The organism is Rhizobium sp. TAL182, assembly GCF_002117725.1.
Classification (GTDB): domain Bacteria; phylum Pseudomonadota; class Alphaproteobacteria; order Rhizobiales; family Rhizobiaceae; genus Rhizobium; species Rhizobium esperanzae.
The window spans coordinates 152,702-167,116 of record NZ_CP021024.1 but is presented as its reverse complement, the minus strand read 5'-3'; the positions used below and the strand labels follow the sequence as shown (position 1 = coordinate 167,116).

Sequence of the window (14,415 nt, the reverse complement as noted above, 5' to 3'; positions counted from 1 at the left end):
TTACCGAAAATCGATTCCGATTTTCGGGCCGATGCTGTAGAGGTCGGATACTCCCCTCCCCCGCAGAGCATCCCGCCTCATGTCAGCCATCATTCTCGACGTCCTTCCCATCTTCATCCTGATCCTCATCGGCTGGGTGATCGTTCGCAGCGGCCTGATGACGTCGAATGTCGGCGACGCGCTCAGCGAATTCGTCTTCAAGATCGCCGTGCCGCTTCTGCTCTTCCGCACCATCGCCGAGGCGGATTTCCACGGCGCCTCGCCTTTCCGGCTCTGGATCGTCTATTTCTCCGGCGTCGCCATCACCTGGACGGCCGGGCATATCGCCGCCACGCGGCTTTTCGGCCGCGACGAACGGATCGGCGTTCTCGCCGGCGTTTCCTCAGCCTTCGCCAACAACGTCTTCATCGGGCTGCCGCTCGTTCAGCGGACCATCGGCGACGAAGGGCTGGTAGCGTTGTCGATCCTGCTTGCCGTGCATCTGCCTGTCATGATGGTCGCCGGCACAGTGCTGATGGAGCATGCGGAGCGCAAGATCGCGGGCAAAAGCGACCGCAGCATGGTGTTCGTGCTTCGCCAGATCGTCATCAATCTCATACGCAATCCGCTGGTGATCGGGCTTGCGGCCGGCATGGCCATGCATCTTTCCGGCCTTACCATGACGGCGACGCTGGCGACGGTCGTCAATCAGATCGCCGGCATTGCCGGTCCGGCGGCGCTGATCTCGCTCGGCATGGCGCTGGAGAGATACGGCGTCTCCGGCAATTTCGGCATTGCCAGCGTCACCTCGAGCTTAAAGCTGCTGCTGCTGCCCGGTTGCGTCTGGGCGGCGAGCCATCTCCTCGGCCTCAGCCCTGAATGGACGGCAGCGATCGTGCTGACCTCCTCGGTGCCGACAGGCGTCAACGCCTGGCTGATCGCCAACCGGTTCGGCGTCGGTCACAGCCTCGCCGCCTCGACGATCACGGTGACAACGGCGCTCGGCGCCATCACGGTCTCGCTCTGGGCTTATTTCCTGGGGGCCTGAGCGGGTCTCGGCATAATAAGAAAAGCCCGGCTTGCGAGCCGGGCTTTTCCATGAATGCGATCATCCTGCCGTTCACTGCGTGGCCGTCTTCGGATCCGGCAGCGGCACCGGCGAATCGGCAAGCGTGTGCAGGTAGAGGATGACGTTGGCGCGGTCCTGATCCTTCGGAAGACCGGCGAAGCCCATTGCGGTGCCGGGAACGTCCTTCTTCGGCGCCGTCAGGAACTTGTTGAGGTTCTCAAAAGTCCACTTCTCGCTGCTGCCCTTGGAGAAATCCTTCATCGCGGAGGAATAGGCGAAGCCTTCATGCGAGGCGATCGGACGATCTACGACACCAAAGAGGTTCGGACCGACCTTGTTCGGTCCGCCTTTGGTGCCGTCATGACAGGCCTGACACTTCTTGAAGACCGCTTCACCGGCCTTGGCATCTGCAGACGCGAGCAACTGCGCGATCGGAACGGCAGCAGCGGCCGGCGCAGCTTCGCCACCGGCGGCAGGCGCCTCTTCGGCAACGATCGCGAAACCTTCCTTCTCCGGCGCTTCGGAATGGAAGATCCCCTCGGACGCGATGGAGACCGACATCAGAACGAAAATCGTTCCGAGCAGCGCCCCCACGGCCGTATTGACGTATGAATTCATCTGCAATGCTCCCCTTGCAGCCGGCAGACCAGAACCGGACCATCTTGAAATCGCGCGGAACCTATGTCTTTTGACTGTTCGTTGCAACTGTCTAAATGGTCTTATGCGTGAGACTTTTTGACACTTTTCAGCCCGGAATAGAAGGCCCGAACAATGCGTGATTCAAATTTCGACGACGTGCTCGTATTGATCCCGGCACGAATGGCCTCCACTCGGCTTCCGGGCAAGCCGCTCGCCGATATTTGCGGACTGCCGATGATCGTGCAGGTAGCGATGCGCGCAAAAGAAGCCGAAATCGGCCGGGTCGTCGTCGCCGTCGACGACCCGCAAGTGTTCGATACCGTGGCCGCCGCCGGTTTCGAAGTCGTCATGACCAGCAAGGATCATCAATCCGGCTCGGACCGCATCTTCGAGGCGTTGAAGAAAGTCGATCCGGACGGCAAGGCGAAGTTCATCGTCAACGTCCAGGGCGACCTGCCGACAATCGAGCCGGAAACGGTGCGGGCGGCCTTGCGCCCCCTCGAGAACGAAGCGGTCGATATCGGCACGCTGACCATCGAAATCGATAATGAGGAGGACAAGACCGCGCCGCACATCGTCAAGGTCATCGGTTCGCCGATTTCCGACACCCGCCTGCGCGGCCTCTACTTCACTCGCGCGACGGCGCCTTACGGCAAGGGGCCGCTGTACCATCATATCGGCCTCTATGCCTATCGGCGCGCTGCGCTCGAACGGTTCGTGTCGCTCGGCCCGTCGGCGCTTGAAAAGCGCGAATCGCTGGAGCAGCTGCGGGCACTGGAGGCCGGCATGCGCATCGATGCCGAGATCGTTGACACGGTTCCGCTCGGTGTCGATACTCCGGCCGACCTCGAAAAAGCGCGACGCATTCTCTCTGCACGGCAGAACTGACGGGACTATGATGAACATCAAGACCAACAGGATCGCCTTCCAGGGCGAATTCGGCGCCAATTCCGACATGGCCTGCCGCGACATGTTTCCGACGATGGAGCCGCTGCCCTGCCAGACTTTCGAGGATGCCTTCACGGCGGTCGACAATGGCGACGCCGATATTGCGATGATCCCGATCGAGAACACGATTGCCGGCCGCGTCGCCGATATCCATCATCTGCTGCCGGAATCGCGGCTGCATATCATCGGCGAATATTTCATGCCGATCCGCTTTCAGCTGATGGTGCTGCCCGGAGTCACCAAGGATGAGATCCGCACGGTGCACAGCCATATCCATGCGCTCGGCCAGTGCCGCAAGATCGTGCGCGCTCACGGCTGGAAGCCTGTCATCGCCGGCGATACGGCAGGCGCTGCAAAACTCGTGAAGGAAACCGGCGATCGCTCGATGGCCGCACTTGCTCCGCGCCTTGCCGCCGATCTCTACGGGCTGGAGATCGTTGCCGAGAATGTCGAAGATACGGAAAACAACGTCACCCGTTTCGTGATCCTGTCCCGCGATGAGGAATGGGCGCAACGCAATTCGGCTGAGGAAAAGGTCGTCACCACCTTCGTCTTCAACGTTCGCAACATTCCGGCCGCGCTCTACAAGGCGCTCGGCGGGTTTGCGACGAACAACATCAACATGACCAAGCTCGAAAGCTATCAGCTCGGCGGAAAATTCGTGGCAACGCAATTTTACGCCGATATCGAGGGCCATCCGAACGATCCGAACGTTCGCCGGGCATTGGAGGAGCTGCGTTTCTTCTCCGAAAAGGTGCGAATCCTCGGCGTCTACAAGGGGCATGTGATGCGAGGCCTGCTTTAATAGGCCTCGCGCTCTCTCATTATTTATCCGGCTCGCAGACGCGCAGCCGATGCCCGTCCGGGTCGAGTACGACGAAGGTCGGGCCGAAATCGAGTTCGGTCAGGTCCTGGGCAATCGGCAGACCGCGCTGACGCCAGTCATCATATTGCCTAGCCACGGCATTTTCTCCCGCCAGCATGAAGGCCACTTCGCCTCGATTGCCAATCGCCGATGGCTGCGGCTCGACCTTGCTGCGCCGCCAGAGACCAAGGGTGAAGCCGCCATCGAGCGGGAAGGCGACGAAATTCGGCGCCTCCACGGCCGGCTCGCGGTTCAGGAGGTTCCGGTAGAAGTTGGCGCTTTCGGCCGGATCCTTGACATAGAGGATTATCAGATTGGGGCTGGTCATTTCGGTTCTCCCGTTGCTGTAAGTTTGTCTGCGAGATCTCCTGCTGCCAATTTATGGCAGCAGGAAACAAAAGGCGTTGCGAAAGCAACGCCCGTTCTCGTCAAGTGGATGAGCTGGAAATCAGGTTTAGAGCGGGAACCGGTCCTGGAGGCGCGGGTTGCGCCCATCCATGAAACCGAGGTCGCGCTTGCGGGAATCCGGTATGGCTTCGACATCGAGTTTTGAGCGGCTTGCCCCGGGGATCCGAAAAAGGCTCATAGCCAGGCGCAGCAGCCCGGAGCGTGCCGACTGCCGAACGTCGGCAAAAGTTTCGGCCGAAATGATGTCGGCAAAACTATCGGAAGCGAAGCGATCGCCGGCCTGTTGAATGACTGGAGGCGTTACCATGATCAGTACTCCTTCCCTGGCGCATCGGCACGATGCGCAAAACCTGGATGTCACAGCGTCCTTGCACGTCCGAAGACGCGCGGCGCTGTCGTGGATTGGCACTGATAATAACGCTCCCTGCTGACAGTTTCTGGCAGCAGTGTTCAGCTCTCGAGCGGCACGTCCTGCGTCTCGCGCCATTCCTTTAGGAGCACCGTACGGCGACGGGGATAACGCGTCTCATGGACCGCCATATCGATGATGCGATCGGTGCGGAAATGGCGGAAATCCTGGCGCAGTTCGCACCAGGCCATGATGATGCGCACATGCTCGAAATAACCGAGCGCGAAGGGCCAGACACGGCGGCGGGAGATCCGGCCCTGTTCGTCGCCGTAATGCAGTTCGAGCACGCGCTCCAGACGGATCGCCTTGCGGATAGCCGAAACATCAGCCCTGTCCTCGTCCTGGCGCTTGCGGCCAACGAAGAGTGTCGCCGAATCGACCATTTCACGCATGTCGGCCGGCAGCACGGCGGCGATCTTTGCGAGTGCATCGGCGCCGGCGCCGGCAAGGCGCGGCTCGGCGGCGCGGGCCACCCAGCGCGAACCGAGCACCAAGGCTTCCAGCTCTTCTTCGGAAAACATCATCGGCGGCAGCATGAAGCCGGGCTTCAGCACATAGCCGATGCCCGCCTCGCCTTCGATCATCGCGCCCTGGGCCTGCAGGCTGGCAATGTCGCGATAGAGCGTGCGCAGGCTGACGCCGGTTTCCCTGGCAAGAACAGTTCCGGTCACCGGCCGCCGATAACGCCGAAGCGTCTGGAGCAGCGTCAGCAGCCGTTCCGAGCGGGCGACCGGCATGGCGTTACCGCTTCCACTCCGCCCAGTCGCGCATCAGGCGGTGGGCGATCGCCCCTTTCGGTGGAGAGGCCTTGCCGGTCGCACTCGGGCGTTCCAGCATCTCGATTGTTTCCTCGCGGGTGAACCAGCGGCAATCCTCGAGTTCCGTCTCGTCGCGCGTAATTTCGGTGGATTTGGCCTCGGCGTAACAGCCGATCATCAGCGAATGCGGCATCGGCCAAGGCTGCGAGGCGTGATAGCGGATGCGGCCGGTCCGGATGCCCGATTCCTCCAGCGTTTCGCGGCGCACGGCATTCTCGATGGTCTCGCCGGGTTCGACGAAGCCGGCAAGACAGGAATACATGCCGGGCGTGAAATGCGGGCTGCGGCCGAGCAGGCAGAGGCCGCGCTGCTCATCGATCGTCAGCATGATGACAACGGGGTCGGTTCGGGGGAAGATCATGTGTTCGCAGGCTGTGCAGACGCGCTTGTAGCCGCCGATATGAATCTCCATCGCCGATCCGCAGCGGCCGCAGAATCGGTTGTCGCCATTCCAGCGGATGAGGCTTGCGGCCTGGGCGAATTCGCCGAGCAAGACTTCGTCGATCAGCATCTCGCGAAACAGCGTGCGACCGTCGGCGGGCTTGTATTGGCTGGTGAGATCGTCGACGTCGATGCCGACGGGAACGGCAAGGCGCGGCTCGCCTGATTTGCGGTAGCCGAGCAGCACCGTCTCGTCCCAATGCGGCTGCAGTTCCTGCAGTTCGTAACGGGCAAACAGCGGATCGAGCACCTGGCCGTCATGTTTCAGCACCAACTTGTCCCGGGCGAAGGCGAAGATGTGGGTACCGTCCTTTGCCAGCGCCCTTTCGACGGAATGTTCGTCGCGGTGTTCGGAATCGCGATTGAGGTCGTTGGCGGCAAAGGCAGTGAGATTGCTGGGTTCCGGATGGGGCACATCCGAATCGAAAAGCGAATGGTTCATGATGAAAGGGCTTCCCGCAGCTTTGCTGTGAATTCTTCTCTCCTTGCGTCCTCGTAAGGCTCCGCGCGCCCGAAACCCCAGACGGGACCCGGCCAGTTGGCATCGCCTTCGAAGCGGGCAATGACATGAACATGAAGCTGGCGGACGATATTGCCAAGAGCCCCGATATTGATTTTTGTCGCGCCGGTAATGTTCTTCAAGGCTTTGGCGACGAGCTCCGTCTCGAAGGCGAGCAACACCTGATCGAGCGGCGTCAACTCGAAGATTTCGGTAATATCGGCCCGGCGCGGAACCAGAATGAGCCAGGGCCAGCGGGCATCCCTCGACAATCTGAGATCGCAGAGACCGGTGATCATGATGCTGGTGCTGTCGTTTTCCAGCCGGGGGTCGAGCGCGAAACCTTTCAAAGGGCATTCTCCTCATGTTTTCCAACGACTAGCAGTTTTTTTGCATGTTGGCTTGCTTTTGATGACGATATTGCCGATATGTGCATTCGGGAGGTTGGTGGTGGACGAGCCACTCGCCAACCGGGTCAGGTCCGGAAGGAAGCAGCCCTAACGAGCCCGGCACGGGTCATCGTGCCAGCCTCCCACCTTCTCTCCACGAAATGCCCGATAGTCCGGGCGACAAGCAGGGCGATGAGCGATACCGAGCGACAATCAAAAGATGCCGCCTCGACGGGCACCGGATACCGGGTGCTGGCTCGCAAATACCGCCCCAAGGATTTCACGGACCTGATGGTCGGCCAGGAGCCGATGGTCCGCACGCTTACCAACGCCTTCGAGACCGGCCGCATCGCGCAGGCCTATATGCTGACCGGCGTGCGCGGCGTCGGCAAGACGACGACGGCGCGCATCCTGGCGCGAGCGCTGAATTACAAGACGGCAGAAATCGACAAGCCGACGATTGATCTGCGCGTGCCCGGCGAACATTGCCAGGCGATCATGGAAGGCCGGCATGTCGATGTGATCGAAATGGATGCCGCCTCGCATACGGGTATCGACGATATAAGAGAGATCATCGAGCAGGTGCGCTATCGGCCGGTTTCGGCGCGCTACAAGGTCTATATCATCGACGAAGTGCACATGCTCTCGACACAGGCCTTCAACGGCCTGTTGAAGACGCTGGAAGAGCCGCCGGAACATGTGAAGTTCATCTTCGCCACCACTGAAATCCGCAAGGTGCCGATCACCGTGCTGTCGCGCTGCCAGCGCTTCGACCTGCGCCGCATCAGCGCGTCGGATCTCGTCGGGCTGTTCACGACAATCGCGGCCAAGGAGGGCATCGAGGCGGAAGGCGACGCACTGGCAATGATCGCGCGCGCCGCCGAAGGCTCAGCGCGCGACGGCTTGTCGCTGCTCGACCAGGCGATCGCCCATGGCGCCGGCGCCGTGCAGGCGGAAGCCGTGCGGGGCATGCTCGGCCTTGCCGACCGCGCCCGGATCGTCGATCTCTTTCAGCATGTCGTCAAAGGCGATGTCGCAGCTGCCCTCGGCGAATTCCAGAACCAGTACGAGGCCGGCGCCAATCCGGTGGTGGTGCTGACCGATCTTGCCGATTTCACCCATCTGGTGACGCGGCTGAAATATGTGCCGGATGCGGCAAACGACCCCTCGCTCAGCGAAGTCGAGCGCACCAAGGCGGCGGAATTCGCCAAGGGCGTTGCGGTGACGACGCTGTCGCGCATCTGGCAGATGCTGCTGAAGGGCATTCCCGAAACGGAAGGCTCGTCGCGCACGGCGGGTGCAGCCGAAATGGTGCTGATCCGGCTTGCGCATGCGGCGCATCTGCCGGCGCCCGAGGATGCGGCGCGGAGGCTTGCGGAGTTTTCCGGCGACAATGCCGGCCAGCGGCCCTCCTCGCCCTCGGGCAATGGCGGCGGCAACGGAACGCGGGTTCCCTATCAAAGCAGTGTCACGGCACGTGCGACGGAGCCAACACCACGGCCGCAGCCCTCTGGGCCGACCGCCATGTTGCGCGCCGTGCCCAATCCGGAGCCACAGAATATCGGCCGCACCGAGACCAGGCCCGCAGAGGCGCCGAAGCCGCTCGTGCGTGTCAATTCCATCGCCGATATCGTCGACCTTGCGACCGAGAAGCGCGACGTCAAGCTGAAGGCACTGGTGCGCAACTTCGTGCGGCCGGTGCGTCTCGAGCCCGGCCGGCTTGATGTGAACCTGACCGAAGGCTCTCCGAATACACTGCTCAACGAGCTCGCCGTCAAGCTCAAGGAATGGACCGGAATTCACTGGATCGTCAGCACCAGCCGCGAAGAAGGCGGGCCGACGATGGTGGAAGCGGAAGCCAAGGCGCAGGAGCAGCGCGTCAGCGATGCGAGGCAGGATCCTGATGTGGCGGCGATCCTGGCGCATTTTCCCGGCGCAAAAATCATCGATGTGCGCGTGCGGGCGCCGGAACCGGAAGAGGAAGGCGAGGCCAAAGCGCCGGCCGCCGCCGAATCCGAAGAAGGCGACATTCTGCCCGGCGACGACATAGAATTCTGAACGTTCAACAAGGAGCGAGACGATGCGCGACATCATGGGCATGATGGGCAAAGTCAAGGAAATGCAGGCCAAGATGGAGCAGATGCAGGCGGAGATCGCCGAGCTCACGGCCGAAGGCAAGGCCGGCGGCGGCCTCGTCACCGTCGTCATCTCGGGCAAGGGCGAGCTCAAAAGCCTGAAGGTCGACCCGTCGCTGTTCAAGGAGGACGATGTCGAGATCCTCGAGGACCTGATCGTCGCCGCCCACAAGGACGCCAAGGACAAGGCCGAGGCGCTCGCCGCCGAAAAGACCAAGGCGCTCACCGCCGGGCTGCCGATCCCGCCCGGCTTCAAGCTGCCGTTTTGATAGCTGATGCTGCTATCGGGCCGGCGACCTACAGAACGCCGCTCTTAACGCTGCGCTTCCAGCATCGCCCGCAGCTTGTAGTGAATGGGAGCGGCGAGATATCGCGACCGGTCCGCCTCCGAAAGCTGTCGGCCTAATGTTTTCATAAGCTCCGGCATCGTCACCTTCTCTCCGGAAAAGGATTGATGCTCCACCGGCACTCCGGCCTCGGCCACGCCGCCTCTGACGACGCGGCAGTAAATGCCGGGGCGGGCGGCCACCGTATAGCGCTTGACGAATTTCGGATCGGCCATCTTGACCGCAAAGGTGGCGCAGGGAATGCGGCAAGCGGTGGCCTCGAGAATGAGATCGCCTGCTATGAATCGGTCGCCGACTGAAACGTCGCGATTGTCGAGGCTTGAGATCACCATGTTTTCACCGAAGGTGCCGGGCTCGCAGGGCCGGCCGAGTTCGCCGGCCCACCAGTCGAGCGTCAGTGATCCCTCGATATAAACCGCCTGATCGACGCCGCCATGGTGCTTGCGGTTGCAGATGGCATCGCCGACCAGCCCTTCAGCGTCGATCATCACCGCGCCGTTGACGGACCGCTTGAAGATTCCGGTCTTGTAGCTCTTCCCAGGCAGCTTTTCAGGATTGCTCATGCAGAGGGCCAGGATTTTCATGGGGTAGCCGATCCTTCCGCGATTCCGTTTTCGTTCCATATCAGTTAAGAACGGCGCATGGCAAAACGAGTCACCGGCCCCGAAATCGAAAAACTCATCCAGCTTCTGGCGAAGGTGCCGGGCCTCGGGCCGCGCTCGGCGCGCCGGGCGGCACTGCATCTGATCAAGAAGAAGGACCAGCTGCTGGGGCCACTGTCGAATGCGATGGGCGAGGCCTATGACAAGGTGAAGATCTGTTCGCGTTGCGGCAATGTCGATACGGTCGACCCCTGCACCGTCTGCACCGACACGCAGCGCGATCAATCCGTCATCATCGTCGTCGAGGACGTTTCGGACCTCTGGGCGCTGGAGCGGGCGGGCGCGATGAACGCCGCCTACCATGTGCTCGGCGGCACGCTGTCGCCGCTCGACGGGATCGGGCCCGACGACCTCAACATTCGCGGGCTGGTCGACCGGATCGGCGAAGGCGGCATCCGCGAGCTGATCATCGCGGTCAACGCCACCGTCGAGGGACAGACGACGGCGCATTACATCACCGACCAGTTGCAGGGGCTCGAGGTGAAGATCACGCGGCTGGCGCACGGCGTGCCTGTCGGTGGTGAACTCGATTATCTCGATGAGGGCACGCTCGCGGCGGCCCTGCGGGCGCGGACGGTGATATGAGGGGATTGTGTATGCGGCGAATATTCGCGCTCGCCATAACGGCGGCGCTCCTCCCCCTCCCCTCATCCGCAGCCCCATCGAAAACCGATGTCGAGGCGCAGTTCGAAAGCTGGGTGCAGAAGGACCTCTGGCCCGAAGCAAAGGCGGGCGGTGTCTCCGAGAAGACATTCAAGGCCGCTTTCTCCGGCATCACGCTGAACTGGAACCTGCCCGATCTCGCGCCGCCCGGTTTCCCGCCGCCGAAGGAGCAGAAGCAGACGCAGGCGGAATTTTCCTCGCCCGGCCCCTATTTCAACGAGGACCGGCTGAAGAAGCTCGCCGCGACAGGGCGCGGCTTTGCCGCGCAATATAGCTCGACGCTGAAGCGGATCGAGAAGACCTATGGCGTGCCGGGCTCGATCGTGCTTGCCATCTGGGGCCGCGAGACGGGGTTCGGAGCCGCGAAGATCCCGGAATCGGCGATCGAAGTGCTGGCGACCAAGGCCTTCATGTCGACGCGCAAGGAGATGTTCCGCACCGAGCTGGTGGCGGCACTGCATATTCTCGACGGCGGCGACGTCACGCCCGCCGATTTCAAGAGCTCATGGGCCGGAGCGCTCGGCCAGCCGCAATTCATGCCGACGAGTTATCTGAAATATGCGGTGGATTTCGACGGCGACGGCCACCGCGACATCTGGACCTCGGTGCCCGATACGCTCGCCTCGATCGCCAACTATCTGGTCAAGAAGGGCTGGCAGCGCGATCGCGACTGGGGCTTCGAGGTGTCGATACCTGAAGCGGTCTCCTGCGCGCAGGAGGGACCTGATCTGGCAAAGCCGCTTTCGCACTGGGCCTCGCTCGGCATCGAGCGCATCTCCGGCAAGGCCTTTCCCGCAGGTGAGATGAAGGCTCAGGGGATGATGCTGGTGCCGGCCGGCCGCGACGGCCCGGAATTCATCGTCACGCCGAATTTCTACATCATCAAGGAGTATAACAACTCCGACCTCTACGCGCTTTATATCGGTAATCTCGCCGACCGGATCGACTCGAACGGCGGCGTATTCGAAGGCGAATGGGGCGATGTCGGCAAGATGCTGCGTTCGGATGTCGCCGCCATGCAGAAGGCGCTGGAGCGTCAGGGTTATGACGTCGGCGGCTCCGACGGATTGCCTGGCTACAAGACGCGGCGCTCGATCGGTCAGTGGCAGGCAAAGAACGGCATGAAGCCGACATGCTTTCCCGAAGCCAGTATGAAGGACAGACTGAAGTAGCCCGATTCACAGGTTGCGTTTCAGCCCTTCATGGCTGACGACGAAACCGAGCTTTTCGTAGAAGCGGATCGAGTCTTTTCGTGTCTTGTCCGATGTCAACTGCACAAGGCCGCAGCCGCGCTCGACGCATTGGGCGACCGCCCATTCGATGAATTGCGCGCCGAGGCCCCCTCCGCGACACTCTCTTGCGATACGCACGCTTTCAATCTGCCCGCGCCACATGCCGGTCCGGGAGAGGCCGGGAAGAAAGCTCAGTTGCAGGCAGCCGAGGACCTGGTCGGAGGCGTCGGTTGCGACTGCCAGCAACTGATTGGCGTCCGCCTCGATCGCCGCGAAGGCCGAGAGATAACGCGCATCGACGGGATCGGAGACGATTTCCCTGGCGGCGCCGAGATCGTCATCGGCGAGAAGCCGGACGATGGCGGCGAGATCGGATAGGCGGGCGAGCCTGAAACTGTGCATGGCTGTTCTCAATGATGCAGATCGATCGGCGCCTTGTGGAAGACATCGTCGCCTGGCGGGATGGCCTGGCGCTCGATCATCCGGTGGACATGCGGCGGGCCTTCGCCGCGATGGAGCGCGCGCAGCCGGTCGATGTTTTCGGCATCGGCCTGCGTGCGCCGCTGGTTGTGTCTTATATATTCGACCCAGGTCGGCGTATGGTAAGTCTCCGTCCACAGCCCGGGATTTTCGAGATCGCGCATCAGCGCCCAGTTGCGGGCGCCGTCGCGGATGCGGATGCGGCGGCGCTCGCCCATCAGCACCATGAATTCCTCCAGGTCGTCGCCGGCGATCTCGTAATCGACCTGGATGACGATCGGACCGCTGCGCGGGGTGATGTCGAGGCTCAAGGCCGGGGCGGTGAAGCGGTTCAAGGGATCGAGATTAAGCGAGGCGAAGGCGGGCATGGAAAAGCGCAGACCGATCGCAATGCCGAGCAGCATGACGGCTGATGACATCAGCAGCGCATCGGCGACCCCATAGCGATCGGCGGCGACACCCCAGAGCCAGCTGCCGCCGGCGATGCCGCCGAAGGTGACGGTCTGGTAGAGCGACAGCGCGCGTCCGACCACCCAGCGCGGCGTCAACAGCTGGACGATGGTGTTGAAAAGCGACAGCGCCGAAACCCAGCAGGCGCCGGCGACGAGCAAGCCGGCGGAGGTCAGCACGGCGCTTGGACTATAGGCGGCGATGACGGCGCTCAGCGCAAAGCCGGCGAAAGCCAGGCGGATGATCGTCTCGCTGGACAGCGCCTGGCGAATTCTCGCACTCAGCACCGCACCACCGATCGCGCCGATGCCGAAGGCGCCGAGCATGAAGCCATAGGTCAGCGGACCGCCGGCAACGAGGTCGAGCGCGACGACCGGCAGCAGCGCCAGGATCGAGCTCGCGCCGATGCCGAAAACCAGCCCTCGCACGAGGACCTTTTCGAGATTGGGCGACATCGAGACATAACGCAGGCCGGCGAAGATGGCGCTGCCGAGCGCTTCGCGCGGCAGGGTGGAGACGGGCGTGCTCGGCCGCCAGCGCAACAGGGCGTAGATCAGGGCGAGGTAACTTGCGGTGTTCACCGCAAAGGCCGCGGCGGCACCCGCTGCCGCCACGATGACGCCGCCGATCGCCGGGCCGACGCTGCGGGTGATGTTGAAACCCATGCTGTTCAGCGTGACGGCGCCCGGCAGATCGGCGCGCGGCACCATATCGCCGACGGAGGCCTGCCAGGAGGGGTTGTTGAGCGCCGTGCCGCAGCCGATCAGGAAGGTGAAGAAGAGCAACAGCCAGGGCGTGACCCAGCCGAGAAGGGTTGACGCCGTCAGCAACGCCGAAACCGTCAGCATCATGCACTGCGCCGTCAGCATGACCCGGCGGCGATCGAAATTATCCGCCAGCGCCCCCGATATCAGCGAAAACAGCATAATCGGCAGCGCAGTCGAGGTCTGCACCAGCGCGACCATGTCCTCCGAGGCGGTGATCGTCGTCATCATCCAGGCGGCACCCACCGCCTGGATCAGGCCGCCGAAATTCGAGGAAAGGCTGGCGAACCAGACGGCGCGGTAGGTATCGTGCCGCAAGGGCGCCAGTGTCGACGAGGTATAGCCCACGATGTCTCCCGCTTTTGTTATTGTGCGCCAACGGCAATATATGCGGAAGATGATCGCTGGCCATAGGTCCGTTCCCCTCGCCCGGCATGAATTGGCGGAATCGGTCGCAGACCTTGCAATTTCGGAAAAACCCGACTATATGGCTCTCAAATTCTTGATCGCTTGATGAAGAGTGGGCCGCAAGGACCCGCTCTTTTTTATTAGCTCGATCGCCTGAACAGCTTGAAATTGCGAGGAGCGCCGCTTGTCGGACATGACAAACGCAAACAACGAACTTGAGCCGCGGCTGATTACCGAAACCGGGCTCGACCAGCGTCTGGCCGATATCATCGAACCCGTTCTCGTCGGCATGGGTTTCCGGCTGATCCGCGTGCGCATGCTGAACCAGAACGGCGCGACGATGCAGGTGATGGCCGAGCGCAATGACGGCACGATGACGGTTCAGGACTGCGAAGAAGTCTCGATGGCGATTTCTCCGGTCCTCGATGTGGAAGATCCGATCGATAAAGAGTATCATCTCGAGGTGTCTTCGCCCGGCATCGACCGTCCGATGGTGCGGAAATCCGATTTCGTCCGCTGGCAAGGCCACCTTGTAAAGTGCGAAACGTCGATCATGATCGGCAACCGCAAACGCTTCCGCGGCAAGATCGTCGAAGCAGACGCCGATGGATTCACGCTCGAGCGTGACCAGGTCGCCTATGGGGAAGAGCAGAAGGTCATCATTCCCTTCACGGCGCTTAGCGATGCGAAGCTCATTCTGACCGACGATCTGATCCGCGATGCGCTGCGCGCCGACAAGCTGGCGAAAGCGCAGGCCGCGAACCAGAACGAAGCAGACGACCAGGAATAACCGATCAACAGACCGCTCCC

The 14,415-nt window shown here is 62.1% G+C and carries 17 protein-coding genes and 1 other RNA gene; 9 read left to right on the top strand and 9 right to left on the bottom strand.

All coding sequences use genetic code 11. From position 1 onward, the window contains the following. The first annotated feature begins 79 nt into the window (after nucleotides 1-79). Nucleotides 80-1,027 carry an AEC family transporter gene (locus Tal182_RS00845; protein WP_064800237.1) on the top strand — a complete coding sequence of 316 codons (948 nt, stop codon included), beginning with the start codon at nucleotides 80-82 and terminating at the stop codon, nucleotides 1,025-1,027. Between the two features lie 72 nt (nucleotides 1,028-1,099). On the opposite strand, the gene Tal182_RS00840 is transcribed toward Tal182_RS00845, so the two are convergent. Then, on the bottom strand, nucleotides 1,100-1,666 hold the full coding sequence (locus Tal182_RS00840; protein WP_064800236.1) for a cytochrome c family protein: 567 nt from the start codon (nucleotides 1,664-1,666) through the stop codon (nucleotides 1,100-1,102). 153 nt (nucleotides 1,667-1,819) lie between these two features. Between Tal182_RS00840 and Tal182_RS00835 the strand changes: the two genes are divergently transcribed. Together Tal182_RS00835 and Tal182_RS00830 are read left to right on the top strand one after the other, a co-directional pair. Next, nucleotides 1,820-2,575: a 3-deoxy-manno-octulosonate cytidylyltransferase gene (locus Tal182_RS00835; protein WP_085857773.1), complete on the top strand. Its 756-nt coding sequence runs from the start codon at nucleotides 1,820-1,822 to the stop codon at nucleotides 2,573-2,575. Nucleotides 2,576-2,585: 10 nt separating this feature from the next. Further along, nucleotides 2,586-3,440, top strand: a complete 855-nt coding sequence (locus tag Tal182_RS00830) for a prephenate dehydratase (protein ID WP_064800234.1) — start codon at nucleotides 2,586-2,588, stop codon at nucleotides 3,438-3,440. 19 nt (nucleotides 3,441-3,459) lie between these two features. On the opposite strand, the gene Tal182_RS00825 is transcribed toward Tal182_RS00830, so the two are convergent. The 5 genes from Tal182_RS00825 to Tal182_RS00805 form a co-directional block, all read right to left on the bottom strand. Next, entirely contained in the window at nucleotides 3,460-3,828 is a 369-nt protein-coding gene (locus tag Tal182_RS00825) for a VOC family protein (protein ID WP_064800233.1), read from the bottom strand. A gap of 126 nt (nucleotides 3,829-3,954) precedes the next feature. Beyond that, nucleotides 3,955-4,215 carry a hypothetical protein gene (locus Tal182_RS00820; protein ID WP_085857772.1) on the bottom strand — a complete coding sequence of 87 codons (261 nt, stop codon included), beginning with the start codon at nucleotides 4,213-4,215 and terminating at the stop codon, nucleotides 3,955-3,957. A 143-nt stretch (nucleotides 4,216-4,358) separates the two neighbouring features. Next, entirely contained in the window at nucleotides 4,359-5,054 is a 696-nt protein-coding gene (locus Tal182_RS00815; protein ID WP_085857771.1) for a YafY family protein, read from the bottom strand. 4 nt (nucleotides 5,055-5,058) lie between these two features. Next, entirely contained in the window at nucleotides 5,059-6,018 is a 960-nt protein-coding gene (nudC, locus tag Tal182_RS00810) for an NAD(+) diphosphatase (protein ID WP_085857770.1), read from the bottom strand. Further along, nucleotides 6,015-6,425: an HIT family protein gene (locus tag Tal182_RS00805; protein WP_064800229.1), complete on the bottom strand. Its 411-nt coding sequence runs from the start codon at nucleotides 6,423-6,425 to the stop codon at nucleotides 6,015-6,017. The genes nudC and Tal182_RS00805 overlap by 4 nt, the downstream gene beginning before the upstream one ends. 89 nt (nucleotides 6,426-6,514) lie before the next feature. On the opposite strand from Tal182_RS00805, the gene ffs reads away from it, so the two are divergent. The 3 genes from ffs to Tal182_RS00790 all read left to right on the top strand — a co-directional run bounded on the left by ffs (nucleotide 6,515) and on the right by Tal182_RS00790 (nucleotide 8,868). Continuing rightward, an RNA gene (ffs, locus tag Tal182_RS00800) (signal recognition particle sRNA small type) lies at nucleotides 6,515-6,611 on the top strand. A gap of 45 nt (nucleotides 6,612-6,656) precedes the next feature. Continuing rightward, on the top strand, nucleotides 6,657-8,522 hold the full coding sequence (locus tag Tal182_RS00795) for a DNA polymerase III subunit gamma/tau (RefSeq protein ID WP_085857769.1): 1,866 nt from the start codon (nucleotides 6,657-6,659) through the stop codon (nucleotides 8,520-8,522). Nucleotides 8,523-8,544: 22 nt separating this feature from the next. Then, nucleotides 8,545-8,868 (top strand): YbaB/EbfC family nucleoid-associated protein, encoded by a 324-nt coding sequence (locus Tal182_RS00790; protein WP_039617209.1) that lies wholly within the window; start codon nucleotides 8,545-8,547, stop codon nucleotides 8,866-8,868. 44 nt (nucleotides 8,869-8,912) lie between these two features. Here Tal182_RS00790 and Tal182_RS00785 read toward each other — a convergent pair whose 3' ends face one another. Then, nucleotides 8,913-9,530 (bottom strand): MOSC domain-containing protein, encoded by a 618-nt coding sequence (locus Tal182_RS00785; RefSeq protein ID WP_170965914.1) that lies wholly within the window; start codon nucleotides 9,528-9,530, stop codon nucleotides 8,913-8,915. Between the two features lie 57 nt (nucleotides 9,531-9,587). On the opposite strand from Tal182_RS00785, the gene recR reads away from it, so the two are divergent. Both recR and Tal182_RS00775 read left to right on the top strand, forming a co-directional pair. Beyond that, nucleotides 9,588-10,193, top strand: a complete 606-nt coding sequence (gene recR / locus Tal182_RS00780; protein WP_085857767.1) for a recombination mediator RecR — start codon at nucleotides 9,588-9,590, stop codon at nucleotides 10,191-10,193. Between the two features lie 11 nt (nucleotides 10,194-10,204). Continuing rightward, nucleotides 10,205-11,443, top strand: a complete 1,239-nt coding sequence (locus tag Tal182_RS00775; protein WP_085857766.1) for a lytic murein transglycosylase — start codon at nucleotides 10,205-10,207, stop codon at nucleotides 11,441-11,443. A gap of 6 nt (nucleotides 11,444-11,449) precedes the next feature. Here the strand turns inward: Tal182_RS00775 and Tal182_RS00770 are convergent, their stop codons facing one another. After that, the gene (locus Tal182_RS00770) at nucleotides 11,450-11,905 is read right to left on the bottom strand and encodes a GNAT family N-acetyltransferase (protein WP_085857765.1); all 456 of its coding nucleotides are present in this window, start codon (nucleotides 11,903-11,905) and stop codon (nucleotides 11,450-11,452) included. 8 nt (nucleotides 11,906-11,913) lie between these two features. Beyond that, the gene (locus tag Tal182_RS00765; RefSeq protein ID WP_085857764.1) at nucleotides 11,914-13,545 is read right to left on the bottom strand and encodes an MFS transporter; all 1,632 of its coding nucleotides are present in this window, start codon (nucleotides 13,543-13,545) and stop codon (nucleotides 11,914-11,916) included. A gap of 244 nt (nucleotides 13,546-13,789) precedes the next feature. Here Tal182_RS00765 and rimP point away from each other — a divergent pair, with 244 nt between their 5' ends. Continuing rightward, nucleotides 13,790-14,395, top strand: coding sequence for a ribosome maturation factor RimP (gene rimP / locus Tal182_RS00760; protein ID WP_064800222.1), 606 nt, complete (start codon nucleotides 13,790-13,792; stop codon nucleotides 14,393-14,395). Nucleotides 14,396-14,415: the final 20 nt, after the last annotated feature.

Excerpts from the sequence above, each read along its gene's own strand:
- Tal182_RS00845 (WP_064800237.1), top strand. The coding sequence starts at position 80 with ATGTCAGCCATCATTCTCGACGTCCTTCCCATCTTCATCCTGATCCTC.
- Tal182_RS00840 (WP_064800236.1), bottom strand. The coding sequence starts at position 1,666 with ATGAATTCATACGTCAATACGGCCGTGGGGGCGCTGCTCGGAACGATT.
- Tal182_RS00835 (WP_085857773.1), top strand. The coding sequence starts at position 1,820 with ATGCGTGATTCAAATTTCGACGACGTGCTCGTATTGATCCCGGCACGA.
- Tal182_RS00830 (WP_064800234.1), top strand. The coding sequence starts at position 2,586 with ATGAACATCAAGACCAACAGGATCGCCTTCCAGGGCGAATTCGGCGCC.
- Tal182_RS00825 (WP_064800233.1), bottom strand. The coding sequence starts at position 3,828 with ATGACCAGCCCCAATCTGATAATCCTCTATGTCAAGGATCCGGCCGAA.
- Tal182_RS00820 (WP_085857772.1), bottom strand. The coding sequence starts at position 4,215 with ATGGTAACGCCTCCAGTCATTCAACAGGCCGGCGATCGCTTCGCTTCC.
- Tal182_RS00815 (WP_085857771.1), bottom strand. The coding sequence starts at position 5,054 with ATGCCGGTCGCCCGCTCGGAACGGCTGCTGACGCTGCTCCAGACGCTT.
- nudC (WP_085857770.1), bottom strand. The coding sequence starts at position 6,018 with ATGAACCATTCGCTTTTCGATTCGGATGTGCCCCATCCGGAACCCAGC.
- Tal182_RS00795 (WP_085857769.1), top strand. The coding sequence starts at position 6,657 with ATGAGCGATACCGAGCGACAATCAAAAGATGCCGCCTCGACGGGCACC.
- Tal182_RS00790 (WP_039617209.1), top strand. The coding sequence starts at position 8,545 with ATGCGCGACATCATGGGCATGATGGGCAAAGTCAAGGAAATGCAGGCC.
- Tal182_RS00785 (WP_170965914.1), bottom strand. The coding sequence starts at position 9,530 with ATGAAAATCCTGGCCCTCTGCATGAGCAATCCTGAAAAGCTGCCTGGG.
- recR (WP_085857767.1), top strand. The coding sequence starts at position 9,588 with ATGGCAAAACGAGTCACCGGCCCCGAAATCGAAAAACTCATCCAGCTT.
- Tal182_RS00775 (WP_085857766.1), top strand. The coding sequence starts at position 10,205 with ATGCGGCGAATATTCGCGCTCGCCATAACGGCGGCGCTCCTCCCCCTC.
- Tal182_RS00770 (WP_085857765.1), bottom strand. The coding sequence starts at position 11,905 with ATGCACAGTTTCAGGCTCGCCCGCCTATCCGATCTCGCCGCCATCGTC.